Annotated in this window: 15 protein-coding genes; 6 read left to right on the top strand and 9 right to left on the bottom strand. The window is 50.0% G+C overall.

Features of this window, described 5'->3' with window-relative positions:
• Positions 1–127 precede the first annotated feature (127 nt).
• Together FDX22_RS06255 and dbpA are read left to right on the top strand one after the other, a co-directional pair.
• Entirely contained in the window at positions 128–310 is a 183-nt protein-coding gene (locus tag FDX22_RS06255; RefSeq protein ID WP_096756916.1) for a hypothetical protein, read from the top strand.
• A 28-nt stretch (positions 311–338) separates the two neighbouring features.
• A complete protein-coding gene (gene dbpA / locus FDX22_RS06250) occupies positions 339–1,712 on the top strand; it encodes an ATP-dependent RNA helicase DbpA (RefSeq protein ID WP_146716883.1) in 1,374 nt (457 codons plus the stop codon).
• Positions 1,713–1,816: 104 nt separating this feature from the next.
• Here dbpA and ttcA read toward each other — a convergent pair whose 3' ends face one another.
• From ttcA to nifJ, 5 genes are all read right to left on the bottom strand, one after another.
• Positions 1,817–2,752: a tRNA 2-thiocytidine(32) synthetase TtcA gene (gene ttcA, locus FDX22_RS06245; RefSeq protein ID WP_115258357.1), complete on the bottom strand. Its 936-nt coding sequence runs from the start codon at positions 2,750–2,752 to the stop codon at positions 1,817–1,819.
• A 198-nt stretch (positions 2,753–2,950) separates the two neighbouring features.
• Positions 2,951–3,385: a universal stress protein UspF gene (gene uspF / locus FDX22_RS06240; protein WP_115258358.1), complete on the bottom strand. Its 435-nt coding sequence runs from the start codon at positions 3,383–3,385 to the stop codon at positions 2,951–2,953.
• A gap of 81 nt (positions 3,386–3,466) precedes the next feature.
• Positions 3,467–3,679, bottom strand: coding sequence for a KTSC domain-containing protein (locus FDX22_RS06235; protein ID WP_096756920.1), 213 nt, complete (start codon positions 3,677–3,679; stop codon positions 3,467–3,469).
• 148 nt (positions 3,680–3,827) lie between these two features.
• Positions 3,828–4,964 (bottom strand): porin OmpC, encoded by a 1,137-nt coding sequence (gene ompC, locus FDX22_RS06230; RefSeq protein WP_115258359.1) that lies wholly within the window; start codon positions 4,962–4,964, stop codon positions 3,828–3,830.
• Between the two features lie 362 nt (positions 4,965–5,326).
• Positions 5,327–8,851 (bottom strand): pyruvate:ferredoxin (flavodoxin) oxidoreductase, encoded by a 3,525-nt coding sequence (nifJ, locus tag FDX22_RS06225; protein ID WP_135911974.1) that lies wholly within the window; start codon positions 8,849–8,851, stop codon positions 5,327–5,329.
• A gap of 274 nt (positions 8,852–9,125) precedes the next feature.
• Here nifJ and FDX22_RS06215 point away from each other — a divergent pair, with 274 nt between their 5' ends.
• Positions 9,126–9,392 carry a DUF333 domain-containing protein gene (locus FDX22_RS06215; RefSeq protein WP_096756923.1) on the top strand — a complete coding sequence of 89 codons (267 nt, stop codon included), beginning with the start codon at positions 9,126–9,128 and terminating at the stop codon, positions 9,390–9,392.
• A gap of 13 nt (positions 9,393–9,405) precedes the next feature.
• On the opposite strand, the gene hslJ is transcribed toward FDX22_RS06215, so the two are convergent.
• Together hslJ and ldhA are read right to left on the bottom strand one after the other, a co-directional pair.
• Positions 9,406–9,825, bottom strand: coding sequence for a heat shock protein HslJ (gene hslJ / locus FDX22_RS06210; RefSeq protein WP_115258361.1), 420 nt, complete (start codon positions 9,823–9,825; stop codon positions 9,406–9,408).
• 112 nt (positions 9,826–9,937) lie between these two features.
• Positions 9,938–10,927 carry a D-lactate dehydrogenase gene (gene ldhA / locus FDX22_RS06205; RefSeq protein WP_096756925.1) on the bottom strand — a complete coding sequence of 330 codons (990 nt, stop codon included), beginning with the start codon at positions 10,925–10,927 and terminating at the stop codon, positions 9,938–9,940.
• A gap of 614 nt (positions 10,928–11,541) precedes the next feature.
• On the opposite strand from ldhA, the gene FDX22_RS06200 reads away from it, so the two are divergent.
• A complete protein-coding gene (locus FDX22_RS06200; RefSeq protein WP_096756927.1) occupies positions 11,542–11,754 on the top strand; it encodes a hypothetical protein in 213 nt (70 codons plus the stop codon).
• 156 nt (positions 11,755–11,910) lie between these two features.
• On the opposite strand, the gene blaGIL is transcribed toward FDX22_RS06200, so the two are convergent.
• Positions 11,911–12,771, bottom strand: a complete 861-nt coding sequence (gene blaGIL, locus FDX22_RS06195) for a GIL family class A beta-lactamase (protein WP_346342210.1) — start codon at positions 12,769–12,771, stop codon at positions 11,911–11,913.
• A 209-nt stretch (positions 12,772–12,980) separates the two neighbouring features.
• Positions 12,981–14,087, bottom strand: coding sequence for an alpha/beta hydrolase (locus FDX22_RS06190; protein ID WP_146716882.1), 1,107 nt, complete (start codon positions 14,085–14,087; stop codon positions 12,981–12,983).
• A 374-nt stretch (positions 14,088–14,461) separates the two neighbouring features.
• Between FDX22_RS06190 and FDX22_RS06185 the strand changes: the two genes are divergently transcribed.
• Entirely contained in the window at positions 14,462–15,373 is a 912-nt protein-coding gene (locus tag FDX22_RS06185) for a hypothetical protein (RefSeq protein ID WP_135911977.1), read from the top strand.
• 76 nt (positions 15,374–15,449) lie between these two features.
• Complete coding sequence (locus FDX22_RS06180) at positions 15,450–16,787, top strand: DUF2272 domain-containing protein (RefSeq protein ID WP_222592514.1); 1,338 nt, start codon at positions 15,450–15,452, stop codon at positions 16,785–16,787.
• Positions 16,788–16,789 lie beyond the last annotated feature (2 nt).

Raw genomic sequence — 16,789 nt, 5'->3', positions numbered from 1 at the left:
TCCTTTTTTGAATTACTGCATAGCACAATTGATTCGTACGACGCCGACTTAGATTAGTCGGCTTTTTTTTGCCTGCAGGAAATGAGCGTCTACCCTAAAAGAGTCAACCTGAATGACTGGAGGGAATATGACCCGTCTCACGCTATTGCTACCGTTGCCCACACTCAACACCGACTCTGTACCGACCGATCCGGTACCTATTCCTGACCCGATACCTCGTCCGCAGCCGATGCCTGATCCACCGCCGGATGAAGAACCGATTAAATTGTCGCATCACGGGCGCAGATCTGCGAGGATACGCGCCTGCTAATTATAAGTTCTTACCGCGAGATTAAATTGTGACCGCTTTTTCTACTCTGAATGTTTTACCTGCCGCTCAACTCGAGAATCTTAACGAGCTGGGTTATCTTGAAATGACGCCTGTTCAGGCCGCTGCGCTACCGGCGATCCTGGCAGGAAAAGATGTTCGCGTGCAGGCAAAAACCGGCAGTGGCAAAACGGCCGCGTTTGGTCTTGGACTGTTACAGCACATTGATGCCGCGCTGTTTCAGACGCAGTCGCTGGTCTTATGCCCCACACGTGAACTGGCTGACCAGGTCGCGGGCGAACTGCGTCGATTAGCGCGTTTCCTGCCGAATACCAAGATATTAACGTTGTGCGGTGGGCAACCTTTTGGCGCACAGCGTGATTCTTTGCAACATGCGCCACATATTATTGTCGCCACGCCGGGCAGATTGCTCGACCACCTGCAAAAAGGTACCGTGTCGCTGGAAGCCCTGAATACACTGGTAATGGATGAAGCCGATCGCATGCTGGATATGGGCTTTAGCGATGCCATTGATGAGGTGATCCGCTTTGCGCCTGCGTCACGCCAAACGCTGCTGTTTTCGGCGACCTGGCCGGAAGCGATTGCCGCAATCAGTGGCCGGGTGCAGCAAAACCCGTTAACGATTGAAATCGATACGGTAGATGCGCTACCGGCGATTGAACAACAGTTTTTTGAAACCTCCACACACGGCAAAATTTCGTTGCTGCAAAAGTTGCTCAGTCAACATCAGCCGGCATCGTGCGTTGTCTTCTGTAACACCAAAAAAGATTGCCAGGCCGTGTGCGACGCGTTGAATGCCGCGGGGCAAAGTGCGCTGTCACTACATGGCGACCTGGAGCAGCGCGATCGCGATCAGACGCTGATTCGTTTCGCTAACGGTAGCGCGCGCGTGCTGGTGGCAACCGATGTTGCAGCACGTGGCCTCGATATTAAATCGCTTGAGCTGGTGGTGAACTACGAACTGGCATGGGATCCGGAGGTGCATGTACACCGTATTGGACGTACTGCGCGTGCGGGTAACAGCGGCCTGGCCATCAGCTTCTGTGCGCCAGAAGAAGCCCAGCGTGCCAATATTCTTTCTGAAATGCTGCAACTTAAGCTGAACTGGCTACCTGCACCTGGCAACGGTTCAATTGTGCCGCTTGAGGCCGAGATGGTGACACTGTGCATTGATGGCGGCAAAAAAGCAAAAATGCGTCCGGGTGATGTTCTGGGGGCATTGACTGGTGATATGGGGCTGGATGGGGCCGACATTGGCAAGATTGCCGTGCATCCGATGCATGTCTATGTGGCCGTTCGTCAGTCCGTGGCGCATAAAGCGTGGAAGCAGTTACAAAACGGTAAGATTAAAGGCAAAACCTGTCGGGTTCGTCTGTTGAAATAAATGTCCGTTGGAGTGCCTGATGGCGCTCTACTTATCCGGCCTACAGGCGTTTATGCACGTCGTAGGCCGGATAAGACGTTTACGTCGCCATCCGGCATGATAAATTACTTCACTTCAACCACGTTCAGGCGTAACTCATCCAGCTGATTTTCATCTTCTTCCGGCTGCCAGCCAGCAGGTTGCAGCGGGATCTCTTCGCGATCGAACGCTAAGTCACCGCCGTCAACGACCGCTGAGCCGTGCTTAATACCTTTAAAGTCGAACAGATTGATATCGCTAAGATGCGAAGGCACCACGTTCTGCATTGCGCTGAACATGGTTTCAATACGGCCCGGGTAGCGTTTATCCCAGTCACGCAGCATGTCAGCAATCACCTGACGCTGCAGGTTCGGTTGTGAACCGCACAGGTTACACGGAATAATCGGGTAGCCTTTGGCTTCTGCAAAACGCTCAATGTCTTTTTCACGGCAATAGGCCAGCGGACGAATGACGATATGCTTTCCGTCGTCGCTCATCAGTTTCGGTGGCATACCTTTCATTTTCCCGCCGTAAAACATGTTTAAAAACAGCGTTTGCAGGATATCGTCGCGGTGGTGTCCCAGCGCAATTTTCGTGGCACCGAGTTCGGTTGCCGTGCGGTACAGAATGCCGCGGCGCAGGCGAGAGCACAGTGAGCAGGTAGTTTTCCCTTCCGGGATTTTGTCTTTGACGATCCCGTAGGTGTTCTCTTCGACAATTTTGTACTCGACGCCCAGTTGTTCCAGATACTCCGGCAGAATGTGTTCCGGGAAACCGGGCTGTTTCTGATCCAGGTTAACCGCAACCAGAGAAAAACTGATCGGCGCACTTTTCTGCAAATTGCGCAGGATCTCCAGCATGGTGTAGCTGTCTTTCCCACCGGAAAGGCACACCATAATGCGATCGCCATCTTCAATCATGTTGAAGTCGGCAATCGCTTCGCCCACGTTACGACGCAGACGCTTTTGTAATTTGTTCAGGTTATACTGATCTTTCTTGCTAATATCTTGATTTTGCGACATTTAATAGAGGCTCAATTCATAGTGTGGCATCAAAAGAGAATGCATCACGCCGGATTGTCCGGCAAAAGAAGTCTGATATAAAAACTGTGGCGTGTATGGTACGGATAAGCGGGAAAAATGTCAGCACATTTAGGTCAGGAATCGCGGGGTAAAAGAGGTAGAAATGAAAAGCCCGCAGCGATGTGCGGGCCAGAAAGCTTAGCGGACGACCAGAACCGAACACTCCGCATGCCGCACTACAGCTGCGGCGTTGGAGCCAAGCAGATAAGTGGTGATGTCAGGTCGGTGCGAGGCAATAATGACCATATCTGCGGGTAATTTCCTGGCAAGCTCCAGAATTTTATCTTTTGGCGAACCTTCAACGACATGAACGTGAATTCTGTCTGCCGGGATATTGAACTTCTTGATCATCTCTTCCAGTTGAGATTTCGCTTCGGCCTTAAGATCGTCCATGGCCGGCAACTCAGCCGAGTAGGCCAGTCCAAGCGAAGCATAATAGGGCAATGACGGAATAACGGTCAGAAAATGGACCTGTGCATCGTCAATTCTTGCCTCGGCTTCGACATGGGCAATAACACGTTGAGTTAATTCTGAGTCTGAAATATCGATGGGTACAAGAATCGTTCTGTTCATAAAACCTCCTGTTTAAGTATCCTCCTAAAGCTTACCGCGTAATGGCACTTTATGTACAATGACAGAGATCACATTTTGGCATCACTTTATTTTGAGTTCAGGGAACTTGCCTTTTATTACGCCATCGTAAAACCGGCCTTTTGAGACCACTGTCAGGAAATCTCGAAAGATACGCGCCGGGACCGAGTGATATTGCAGGATTTCCGTATGGTGAAAACGAATTTCTAACGTGCGGGATGATTCGTCATAACCGACGGATGCAATACGGGATGATTTAACGGGGTGATGATTCATTGCAGGCATCCTCTGCGGCGAGTGTGAAGGCAATATATCATCTATCAGGGATGTGTTTTAACGCAACAGATATAATGTTTTGATCTAGATAAAACGCAATTACGGCGCAGGGGGGGGAGTAGCCCGCTGTTTCCAGCGGGCTGACAGATTAGAACTGGTAAACCATACCCAGTGCTACGATATCATCGGTAGAAATACCTTTGCTAGCGTAGAAGCTGTCGTCTTCATCCAGCAGGTTGATTTTGTAATCAACGTAGGTAGAGAAGTTTTTGTTGAAGTAGTAAGTCGCACCTACGTCAGCATATTTAACCAGATCTTTGTCGCCATCAGAACCGTTGGCGCCCAGATCCTGACCTTTAGACATCAGGAAAGAGACGGACGGACGCAGACCGAAGTCGAACTGGTACTGTGCAGTCACTTCGAAGTTCTGAGTTTTGTCAGCTACGCCAGCATCACCGTACGGGGTCATGTTACGTGTTTCAGCGTACATGGTTGCGAAATAGATGTTGTTTGCATCATATTTCATACCGACAGTCCATGCGTCAGCTTTGTCGCCACCAGCAACGTCGCCACCGGCAGTGGTCTGCTCGTTAGTACGGTCAGAAGAGGTGTATGCTGCACCGAGGCTAACGCCCATACCCAGATCGTAGGTAGTGGAGAGACCGAAGCCGTCACCGTTAGAGTTTTGAACGTTGCGATCGCCGCCGTTGCCGGTACCTTCCTGGTCGAAGTTATCAAGCTCATCGCTGCTCTGTTCGTTCGCGCCCTGGTACTGCAACGCCACATTCAGACCATTCACCATGCCGAAGAAATCGGTGTTACGGTAAGTTGCAACACCGTTGGCACGACCGGTCATGAAGTTATCAGCTTTGGTGTAAGAGTCACCGCCGAATTCTGGCAGCATATCGGTCCAGCCTTCAACGTCGTACATCACGCCGTAGTTACGACCGTAGTCGAAAGAACCGTAGTCGCCGAATTTCAGACCCGCGAAGGCCAGACGGGTAAAGTTGTTGCTGCGATTGCTTTCGGTGGTGTTAGCATTGACCTGATATTCCCACTGACCATAACCGGTGAGCATATCGTTGATCTGAGTTTCGCCTTTGAAACCACCACGGAAATAAGTCTGATCACCATCGTTGCTTGGGGTGTCAGAAAAATAACGCAGGGCGTTTACTTTTCCGTAGAGGTCTAACTTGTTGCCGTCTTTATTATAAACTTCAGCAGCGTGAGTAGCGCCTGCAGCTAACAGAGCAGGAATTACAAGGGCCAATACTTTTCTGTTCATTGAAATAATCCTTTAGTTTTTTTATTTACCTGCGACGACCCATGTAGGGTGTTAACGCATGCTAAAGGAGAAGTTCCGTAAAGAGATAAATATGAATTGTTACGTCTTAAGTAAAATCTTAAACAAATAATTCCACGGAAATGATGATAATTGTGGTGAATGAATTAGCGATTAAATATATAAAATAAATATTATACAAGTTAATTTTGTTGGGATATTCTGCGCGGGTTATATGCCTTTATTGTCACGTTTTATTTTTCGTTGGAGAGTTGTCCCAGAATTGATTAGCCAGCGAATAAATTGACAAGCCCGAACATCTGTTCGGGCTTTTTTTATTCCAGATTAATACTTAACTGAACGTATTAATCGGTACTGCTTTTTTCGGCTTTTCCCGCCAACTGCGCCAGGAAGTCATAGCGTTTTTGCAAATCTGCGGTCGCATCCTTCCACAACTGCTCTGCCACCTCCGGCTGCTGTGCATTCAGGCGGCGGAAGCGCTGTTCGTTCATCAAAGTCTCAGCCAGCGCATCTGACGGCGGGCGAGAGTCCAGTGCCAGCGGCAGTTTACCTTCGTCAGCGCGACGCGGATCAAAGCGATACAGTGGCCAGAATCCGGTGGCCGTGAGCTGGCGCATCTGATCGTGACTCAGGGCGAGATCGTAGCCGTGTTCTTCACACGGGCTGTAGGCAATAATCAGCGACGGACCTGGGTAAGATTCTGCTTCCTGAATCGCTTTCACCGTCTGGTTTAACTGCGCTCCCAGCGAGATCTGTGCGACGTAAACATGACCGTACATCATCATACTGACGCCCAGATCTTTACGTGCTTTACGCTTACCGTGTTCGCCAAATTTGGTGACCGCGCCAAGCGGTGTCGCTTTCGAGGCTTGCCCGCCGGTGTTGGAATAACACTGGGTATCCAGCACCAGGATGTTAACGTTCTCGGTCAGGCTCAGGACATGGTCCAACCCGCCAAAGCCAATATCGTAGGCCCAACCGTCACCGCCAATCAGCCAGATTGATTTCTCAACCAGTGCATCGGCATCGGTTAACAGTTGCTGTGCGCCATCAACACCTTGCAGATGTTGGCGCAGTGCGGCGACCTGCTCGCGACGAACTTCCGGCGTGGCTTCTGCGTGCAAGGCATCATTCAGCTCAGCCGGGATCTTATCGGCAAACTGTTCCAGCAAGCGCATGACGCGAACGCGGTGTTGGTCCACCGTCAGGCGGAAGCCCAGACCAAACTCGGCGTTATCTTCAAACAGAGAGTTTGCCCAGGCTGGCCCACGGCCGTTTGCATCGGTGGTATACGGTGTGGAGGGCAGGTTTCCGCCATAAATCGATGAACACCCGGTTGCGTTGGCGATCAGCATGCGGTCACCGTACAGCTGGGTAAGCAGCTTGATATACGGCGTTTCGCCACAGCCTGAGCAGGCACCGGAATATTCAAACAGCGGGGTGATCAGCTGTGAGGTGCGAATATCAATGCGTTCCAGTTTGCTGCGGTCGATCTCTGGCAGGTTGAGGAAGAAATCATAGTTCACTTTTTCTTCTTCGACATGCTCCAGGCGGGACATCATATTGATGGCCTTGATCTCTGGATTCTGACGATCTTTCGCCGGGCAGACTTCCACGCACAGATTACAGCCTGTGCAATCTTCAGGCGCGACCTGTAGAACATATTTCTGACCGCGCATATCGCGGGATTTCACATCCAGCGAATGCAAACTAGCCGGGGCGTCTGCCATTGCTTCCGGGGAAACCACTTTGGCACGAATTGCCGAGTGCGGGCAGGCGGCAACGCAGTGGTTGCACTGTGTACACAGTTCTTCTTTCCAGATAGGGATTTCTTCGGCGATATTGCGTTTTTCCCAGCGCGTGGTGCCCATGGGCCAGGTACCGTCTGGCGGCAGTGCGGAGACGGGCAGTGCGTCACCCAGACCCGCGAGCATCGCCGCCGTCACGGTTTTCACAAAATCAGGCGCGGCATCGGAGACCACTGGCGGTCGGTTGGCGCTGTGCGGATCAACCGGCTGAAGAGCCACTTCGGCGACCGACTCACGTGCCAGCGCCAGCGCCTGCCAGTTACGTTCAACCAGATCCTGACCTTTGTTGCTGTAGCTTTTTGCAATTGCGCCCTGCAGTTCCACCAGTGCGCTATCACCGGGTAAAATTTGTGTCAGATGGAAAAACGCCATTTGCATTACGGTGTTAATACGTGCTGCCAGGCCGCATTCACGGGCGATTTTGGCAGCGTTAATCACGTAAAAACGGGCCTTCTTCTGGTTCAGAACTGCCTGAACTTCTTGCGGCAGACGTGACCACACCTCATCCACGCTGTACGGCGTATTGAGCAGGAAGATACCGCCTGGCTTCAGGCGTTCTGCCATTTGATATTTATCGATAAACTGCAGCTGATGGCAGCCAACAAAATCCGCCTGCGACACCAGATACGCCGAACGGATCGGTTTTTCGCTGACGCGCAGATGGGACACCGTCAGGCCGCCGGCTTTTTTCGAGTCATAGACGAAATAGCCCTGCGCATACCACGGCGTCGAGTTACCAATAATCTTGATATTGTTTTTGGTCGCTGACACGCTGCCGTCGCTGCCTAATCCGTAAAACAGGGCTTCGAGCTTTGCGGTGGAGGGCAGGGTGTTTTCTGGCAGGGGGAGTGACAGATTGGTGACATCATCATAGATGCCGACGGTAAAGCGCGATTTTGGTTTGGCATGGCTTAACTCATTAAACACCGCCATCACGCAGTCCGGGCCAAACTCTTTCGAGGAAAGGCCATAGCGCCCGCCAATTACACGCGGTAGCGTTTCACGCTCGCCACAGTTAAAGGCTTCGGCCAGCGCGGTCATGACATCCAGATACAACGGCTCAGCCTGTGCCCCGGGTTCTTTGGTGCGATCCAGAACGGCGATGCTGCGTGCGGTTTCCGGCAAGGCCTGCAGTAAATGTCGGGCTGAGAACGGACGGAACAGACGGACTTTCAGTACGCCGACTTTTTCGCCACGGGTAAGTAACTCATCCACGACTTCTTCGCAGGTGCCGATGGCGGAGCCCATCAGAATGATGACGCGCTCTGCCTGCGGATGTCCATAGTATTCAAACGGCTGGTACTGGCGACCCGTTGCGGTGGCGAAATCGTTCATCGCCTGTTCGACATGCTCGTAAACCGCGTTGTACCACGGGTTTGTCGCTTCGCGTGACTGGAAATAGGTATCCGGGTTAGCCGAGGTGCCGCGAATCACCGGATGCTCCGGATTCAGCGCGCGAGAACGATGGGCGTCGATCTCCGCCTGCGGCATCAGTCCAAGAATGGTGTCATCGGCCAGCGGTACGATTTTATTGATTTCATGTGAGGTGCGGAAACCATCAAAGAAATGAATAAACGGGACGCGGCTTTTCAGCGTGGCGATATGCGAAATCAGGGCAAAATCCTGCGCTTCCTGAACGCTGCTGGCGCACAGCATTGCACAGCCGGTCTGGCGAACGGCCATCACGTCGGAATGGTCGCCAAAAATCGACAGCGCATGGGTGGCAATCGTACGTGCCGCAACATGCAATACAAACGGCGTCAGTTGACCGGCCAGTTTGTACAGCGTCGGGATCATCAGCAATAAACCTTGCGATGAGGTAAAAGATGTAGACAGCGCCCCGGTTTGTAACGCGCCATGGACGGTCGCAATGGCACCGCCTTCCGACTGCATCTCCACAACGCGAGGTATATCGCCCCAGACGTTTTTTAGCCCGTTCCCGGCCCAGGCATCGGCCTGCTCCGCCATCGTCGAACTCGGCGTAATCGGGTAGATGGCGATAACCTCGCTGGTACGAAATGCAACCGAAGCAACCGCACCATTACCGTCAATTGTTTGCATACTGACACCCTTACATTGCGCAAAAAGAGGGACCCGCAAAACGACGACGAGTCCTGTAGTTATCTTTCTATTTTAGCAAAAGCCATCTGGACACATTTTCGCATTTGTGTCCCTGTAATAAACAGAATGAATGGTTTGATCAAAGGAGCCGTCAAAAAATTGCCAGAAAATGTAAACAGGGCGCATAAATGCGCACTTTACCTCTCGACGACAGTGTTTCTGCTGCCTATTATTTAGGGCTGTGTCGTTGGGGTATTTTTTAGAGGGGAGTGAGATGCGCGCAGCGTTTTGGGTAGGGTGTGCCGCGTTATTATTATCGGCTTGCAGCAGTGAACCTGTTCAGCAGGCAACGGCCGCGCACGTCGCGCCGGGCATGAAGGCTGCAATGTCGGGTTCTGGTGAGGCCAACTGCGCTATGATTGGCGGTTCGTTGTCGATTGCACGTCAACTGGATGGTTCCGCCATCGGGATGTGTGCTTTACCTAACGGCAAACGCTGCAGTGAACAGTCGCTTGCCGCCGGGAGTTGCGGAAACTATTAAGTCTCCGCGTTAATTACATTAAGTCTGCTAGTTTATACGTCAGTGTTTGCTCTGCCGTCGCCAGTGTTAACTGGTTAGCCGTCAAATCGACCTGTGCGCCTTGCTTAAACACGTCGCTGATAACGCCATCAAGTGCGTTCAGCTGTGGGTCGGCGCACATCATGCGGGTCATCGCCAGGTCTTTCACCTTCAATTCGCCGTCAGACAGCTTGCCCTGGCCCGTGAATTGATTACACATTTTTCCCGACACCGTCATATTTTCACCAAAACTCAATTCGGGTTGATTTTTCGCAACGGTGACCGGTTTGCCGTTCACGCTCTCCAGAACGAAACGGTGGTGCTGTAACTGTTCGCGATTAACGGAAACTTTTCCATTGCTCACACAGCCAGCCATAAGCATGCTGAGCGCAATCAACGTGACAATTTTCTTCATTGAATTTCTCTACGTTAGTGACGGGAATACAATCAATATAATAATGATACTGTCGGATTTATCATCAGAGGTTATCTGAAAATGCTCCCCCGAATGCAGGGGAGCGGCATTTTCAGAAGAGGGCGTTCGGGCAGGTTTCGCCTTTGGAAATCTGGGCCAAATTCTGTAAGGTTGTTTCCGAAATGCTGGTTAACGCTTCGGCCGTTAAAAATGCCTGGTGCCCGGTGAACAACACGTTATGACAGGCAGACAAGCGACGGAATACGTCATCCTGGATAACATCATTGGACTTATCTTCAAAGAACAGGTCGCGTTCATTTTCATACACGTCCATACCCAAAGAACCAATTTTCTGGTTTTTCAGGGCATCAATGGCAGCCTGTGAGTCGATAAGGGCCCCGCGACTGGTGTTAACGATCATTACGCCGCTTTTCATTTGCGCGAAGGCTTCTTCATTGAGCAGATGATAGTTTTCCGGTGTTAACGGACAGTGCAGGGAAATGACGTCTGACTCCGCAAACAGCGTGTTGAGATCGACATACTCAACGCCTAATTCAAGAGCAGCAGCGCTTGGATAGGGATCAAACGCCAGCAAACGCATACCAAAGCCTTTCAGGATCCGCAGCGCGGCAATACCAATTTTACCGGTACCGATCACCCCGGCGGTTTTACCGTACATGGTAAAACCAGTCAGGCCTTCCAGAGAAAAGTTGGCGTCACGAGTGCGTTGGTACGCGCGGTGGATACGACGGTTCAGCGTCATCATCATACCAATCGCATGCTCGGCGACCGCTTCCGGCGAATAGGCCGGAACGCGCACAACCTGCAAACCTAGCTCTTTGGCGGCGTCCAGATCGACATTATTGAATCCGGCGCAGCGCAGGGCAATGTACTTCACCCCGTGCTTTTTCAGTTCTTCCAGAACCGGGCGGCTGCCATCGTCGTTGACGAAGATGCACACGGCTTCGCAGCCATGGGCTGTTTTGGCCGTTTTCTCGGTCAGCAGAAAGTCAAAGAATTCAAGTTCAAAACCAAAAGCCTCGTTAACCTGTTGCAGGTACTTCTTGTCGTACTGTTTTGTACTATAGATGGCGAGTTTCATAAGACTTTCTCCAGTGATTCTGAAATCACATTAATCCAATTCAAATTATTTTACAAAATCCAAAAAACAATTGATAGTCATAGATATAATGAATAATTCTAGAGCATCTCTTCTTAATGTGGGCACATTGCTGGATTTAAACCACTCGTCTTAGTATATGTACTCTTTTGGGCGTCCTGCCGTTAAGCATTGCTACCTTTGGGTATGTTGGGCAGATTCGGAAATGATGAGCGAGAGGCGCATCTTTTCATCGCCTTAACGTGGTTATCCACTCATATTGAAACCGGATTTTTAAAACTCTCGATATAGTTCCGGATTGGTAAAGGCTGGGAGTTTGGCTTTTTACGCTGCTGATTCTACCGCTTCGCAATATGCTTGATTACCGTCGCTGGTTGCCCGTGCTCCATTCATGCTGATCATGTGTGAGGGTGACATGGACGGGGCCTAAGTACCCCACCGCCGAGTCCAATAAACCGTGTGGTGTTGTCGTGCCGTAACAGCATCCGACACGTCGATCTCCTCCATGCTCGTTAAGCCTGTAACGCGGATAAAAAGCCAGGTGAATTACCTTCAGGCAGCTACGCTTATACAGGTATCACATATCGGGAGGGGTCATGTTAACTCACTCTGAAGCAAAACGCTGGGCCACCTTAATGCTGAAGGCTGCATTATGTGATGGTATGAAACCTGAAGAAATTTCCCGGCAGGTGCATCTTGTCTGCGATCATCATGGTAAGGCGTGCCTCGAAGAGCTCATAGAGGAAATTCTGATAGAAGCAGGTCGTATCGGACCTAAACATAGCGATGGACAACTGCGCCATCACTGAGTCTGAACGCTTCCGCGTCCCCGTTAATATGATGTCTTAAGAGCAGACAGAACAACGGGGAATCGCGCGATGCACTACAGATGACTCAACTCAATTCCCTGATTTTTTATATTTCCGCTGTCGCGCGTAACAACGTACCGTTGTCTTGAGGCAACTTTACTCATCCCAGTGTTGGATCAGCGTCGCCCCAATCCCCGCAATCTGTCTGTTTCGCTCCTCCATTGTTGCCTGGCTTTCGGTGACGTAAATCACCACGATACGGGAAGGCTTACCGTCCGGCCCTAACGCCGCGACGATCCCGCGAGAACCGCGTGCCCCGGCACCTGTTTTATCGGCTATAAACCAGCCTGCCGGAAGTACCGAGCGCAACAGTGGCCCCGCGACTTTATCCGTCACCATCCAGTGGGTGAGTTGCTGCTGTGATGTCGTCGTCAAGATTTTTCCGGTGAGCAGTTGGCGCAACGTTTGCGCCATATTTTCAGGTGTCGTCGTATCGCGTTTATCGCCGGGTAGCGCTTCGTTCAATTCGGGTTCCCAGCGGTCGAGTCGGGTCACCCGATCGCCGGTTGTGCGCAGAAACGCGGTTAATCCTTGCGGACCGCCGATGGCCGTAAGCAGTAGATTTGCCGCCGTGTTATCGCTCATTGTGATGGCGGCATCGCATAATTCGCCGACGGTCATGCCATCGGTCAGGTGTTTTTCTGTAACTGGCGAGTATTCGACCAGATCACGCTGGCTGAACGGGATGCGACGATCCAGCCGCTCTTTTCCTGCGTCAACGCGTGCGAGCACCGCGCCGCAGAGTAAAACCTTAAATGTACTCATCATCGGAAAACGCTCTTGCAGGCGATAGCTTTCCAGAATCTCGCCGCTGGTGAGATCCAGCTCGGCATAACCGACGCGTGCGGTGAGCTGGCTTTCTGCTTCTTTGACTTTATTCAGCGTTGTCGGGTGGGCAAACGCGGGCAGACAAAATGCGGTAAGTAATGGGATAAGGGCCAGACGAAAGTGGGGCATAGTTATATTCTTCCTTGGGGCGATGCCTTAACATAACTGGAAAAATAGCAAATACATAAAGTTAAATTTGGCCCGATACATGAGGATTAGCTTTTACATGGTCGTTCCTGGCTATGGACATTCGTACTGATAGTAGACTCTTGTCTCCAGGAGTCTACTATCGCCGAACAAGGTATACCTGTGGTATTCAGAACGTTTGAATTCATTACCTATTTATTGATTTTCCAGTATTGTCCAGATTCAACGTAGCTTAGCCCGATGCGTTGGGATGCCCGCTTGTTATCATTAATAAGATAAAAAATATCTGAAAGCACAGAACGTTCTTCGCTTGGATAACTATGGCCTATAAAGCTAGTATCAACGCTGGTTGCGTCAATCGATTCTATTCCAGGATAATAAATCAAACCAGTAGACGAATCACCCGCTCGCGGATAACGGTGTATCGCCTGGGATGCGGCTAACGCCTTATCCGTTGATGAAGCATACAAAGTAACAGGTTCTCCTTGTGCCACCAGTGCAGGGGCAATGTCTCGTTTGAAAACATCGGCATCTATGTCAGGAGCAGTTAGAATGACCTCTTTTATACGATTTCGATAATCTGGATTTGTATTCAATACATCAATAACCGCCCGCGATAAAACTCTATTACCCATGCTGTGGGCTATCAGGTAGATATTTTTTGAATCGGATTTCTCAAGAAAATCGATAAGGAAATGTTTTAGGTTGGTTTGTGTCCACTCAGCATTTTGCTCATCAATAGTATAAGCAGAGGTTCTGGCCTGTGAAGGCCAACTATAAAAAACAGGAACCATATCGATACTTAAATCATAGTATATTTGAGCTGTTTTTCTGGCTGCCTCGGCGAATGAAACATTATACCCATGAATAAAAATGAAAGTCTTTTTCTCTGGTGTGTTTTTTACTGTGGATGCAAGATAATTGAAAAAAATATTTTTAGCTAAAGGTGTTACACCAAGTAAGGCTACGTGTTTTTTGGGATCTTCTTTGAACTCAAGTTTAAAAAATGAAGGTTGTTCAGTTATTCCTGTAATGTGGTGTCGAGGAATGCTAACTTCACATAACCCATAGGAGATTGAGGCTCTATTGGTTCCATATGATTGGTTGGGTGGTGCGCCGCTGTTATAATTTCTATCGGTGGCATACAATACCTTGACAATGGCATAATCTGGTTTTTTAGCTAATATATTTATTTCATTGCTGTTAGATGCCATACTGGTAACGCCAGTATTAGACGCACCGCAACCACTTAGTATAGCTATAAAAATACTGAGTGCTATGTATTTTAATGTTTTCATATGTATTTTAATGTTTTCATTTGACTTAACCTTGCTTTAAATTTGGTTGGAGTGTTTTTGCCTTATTGGTGTTTTTCTGAGTATTACCGCCTAAAATTAAACGGGTAATTAAGATTTACGTATTTCTGCAGGGAATAACATTAATAAAATGGTTTTAATTTGAGCCGACAGAATAATAATATTTTATTAGTGTCTATTTATTAGATAACGCATGTGGTTAGCCAAAGGACATACGACTTCTGATTGATACCGCACCAGTAATTACTACGAACTTCTTACCGAATACTCACTGCTTCTGACTCATATTTTCAGGAAGCAACCAGCATGGTTCTGCTGGAGGCTGACCAAACGTTCTTCACCATGAGGGAGACACCATGTTTGGACTTGAGACGCTTGATGTATTAATTGGGATGATGACTGTGTATTTCATGTTTGGGATAGCGTGTACCGCGATTGTTGAAGCTATTTCTGCGTGGACCCGTATTCGTAGTCAAAATCTTGACGTGGCGCTGAACGAGTTCCTTTCAGGCGATCTGGCGCAAAATCAGCAATTTATTACTCAGTTTTTTGAACATCCGTTAATTCAGTCTCTAAGTAAAGGAAAGCAGGGGCGTCCTTCCTATATTCCCCCAGACATTGTCGCGCAAGTCGTGGAGGCGTTAGTTGTCAGCAAAAGTGCGATGGCAACGCTCTCTGCTGGAGTGAACGCCCTGCCGGGAAATGCCAAAAATAATCGGATCAAAGGCATCCTCGAAACAGTGGTGGCGCAAACGGGCAATAACGCGGTCACGTTTCGCAACGCGGTCGCAAAACAGTTTGATGCGGTAATGGATCGCGCCTCGGGTTGGTATAAGCGAAAAATGCAGACCATCACGTTGATTGTCGCCACCGCTTTGGTTCTGGGGGGGAATATTGACAGCCTCAATCTTGCGACGGTGCTGGCCTCCAATCCTGATGTTCGAGAAAAAATGGTGGCGATCGCGCGGCAAGAAGTCAATGAGGCGAAAAATCAGGTTCAGGACCAGGACCGCATCACGACAGCTGAAGATAAATATAACCACGCGATTGCCGTTATGCAGTCTGCAGGCTTCGAACTGGGCTGGAAAGGATGGCCGCAAGGGGCTGCTGAATGGTTGGCAAAAGTGGTGGGACTGCTGGTGACTATTTTCGCCGTCTCACTCGGCGGACCTTTCTGGTTCGATATTCTTCAACGGGTTATGCAAGTCCGTTCCACAGGCCCAAAACCCGCAGAGCCGGGTAAATCCGACAGCCCGAAAAGTAAATGAAGTGTAACGATTAACTATCGACAGAGAGGGCATCATGATACTTACGCCAGCACAGAAAAGTCTCTGTGAACGAGTTTTGAATGCGTTTGAAACCGGCTCGGCCGAAGGCGATTACTCGGCTATTGCAATATTCCATGATGGTCCTCACGGGATCAGGCAGATCACTTACGGTCGTTCACAAACTACGGAATACAGCAAATTGCAGGATCTGGTGACCCGTTACGTTAATGCAAACGGGCGATTCAGTGCCGATCTTGCTCCGTTTGTTCCAAAGATAGGCAATATCGCACTGGTTGACAATGAACCGTTTAAGGACTTATTACGACGAGCAGGGCGCGATGACCCGATAATGAAATCGGTACAGGATCGGTTCTTTGATGAGCGCTATTATCTGCCTGCGCTGAAATGGGCACAGGACTTTGGTTTTAAAGATGCGCTCTCACTGCTGGTTATCTATGACTCGTTTGTTCATAGCGGCACTATTTTGACGTTCTTGCGCGCCCAGTTTCGTGAGGTGCCTCCAGCCAGTGGCGGTGATGAGCACACCTGGATTTCTCAGTATGTTGAAGTGAGAAATTCATGGTTAGCCAACCATAGCAACCCCGAACTTCATCCTACCGTTTATCGTACAAAATGTTTGCGATTTGAAATAGATCGTGGCAACTGGGATCTTTCGCAGGTCCCCATTAACGCCAACGGTATACTCGTCGGGCCCTCACCCGATATATCAGTCCCTCAGACGTCGATACCTCCGGTGGAACAACCCAGCGTTCCGTATTTTGGAGAGGAAGCACCCGTCTCTGGTTTTGCGGATAACGCCGCGTCGTTCGCAGCTGAAGAGTGGCATTTTTTTGGCGAACAGCGCTACAACCGTAATGGTGGCCTTATTCATTCCGGACACAAAGAAGGTGAGGATGACTGGTGGCAACGTGTTGGCCTGTATTGGGCAAAAATCGGGCGGGACGACCTGGACGGGCGAGATCATGACTGGCCGTGGTCGGCGGCGTTTATTTCATGGGTCATGCGTCAGGCTGGCGCGGGAGAGCGTTTTTCCTACTCTGCTTCGCATGCGACGTATATCAGCAAATCTATCCGCGACCGAAATCAGGGTAACGCCACGGCGTTGTACTGGGGATACCGACTGAACGAACGTAAACCGCAGGTTGGGGACCTGGTGTGTTGGGATCGCGATCCCGATAAGGTCGTTGATTACGATCATCAGCATCTTGGTAACTACAGCAGTCACACCGACTTAGTTGTTTCCGTTGGCACTAATGAGATTGAAATTATTGGCGGTAATGTTGGTAATTCGGTGACACGACGCCCGTTGGCGCTCACCGCCGACGGGTTCCTTGCCAGCGGTGTACAAGGAGGGGAAACGCTGTTTGCCATCATGGGGTATCGCGGAGAGTGAAA

The organism is Citrobacter sp. TBCS-14, assembly GCF_005280805.1.
Classification (GTDB): domain Bacteria; phylum Pseudomonadota; class Gammaproteobacteria; order Enterobacterales; family Enterobacteriaceae; genus Citrobacter; species Citrobacter gillenii.
Note: the sequence above shows the minus strand (reverse complement) of the source record. Positions and strands in the feature narration are given on the sequence as shown.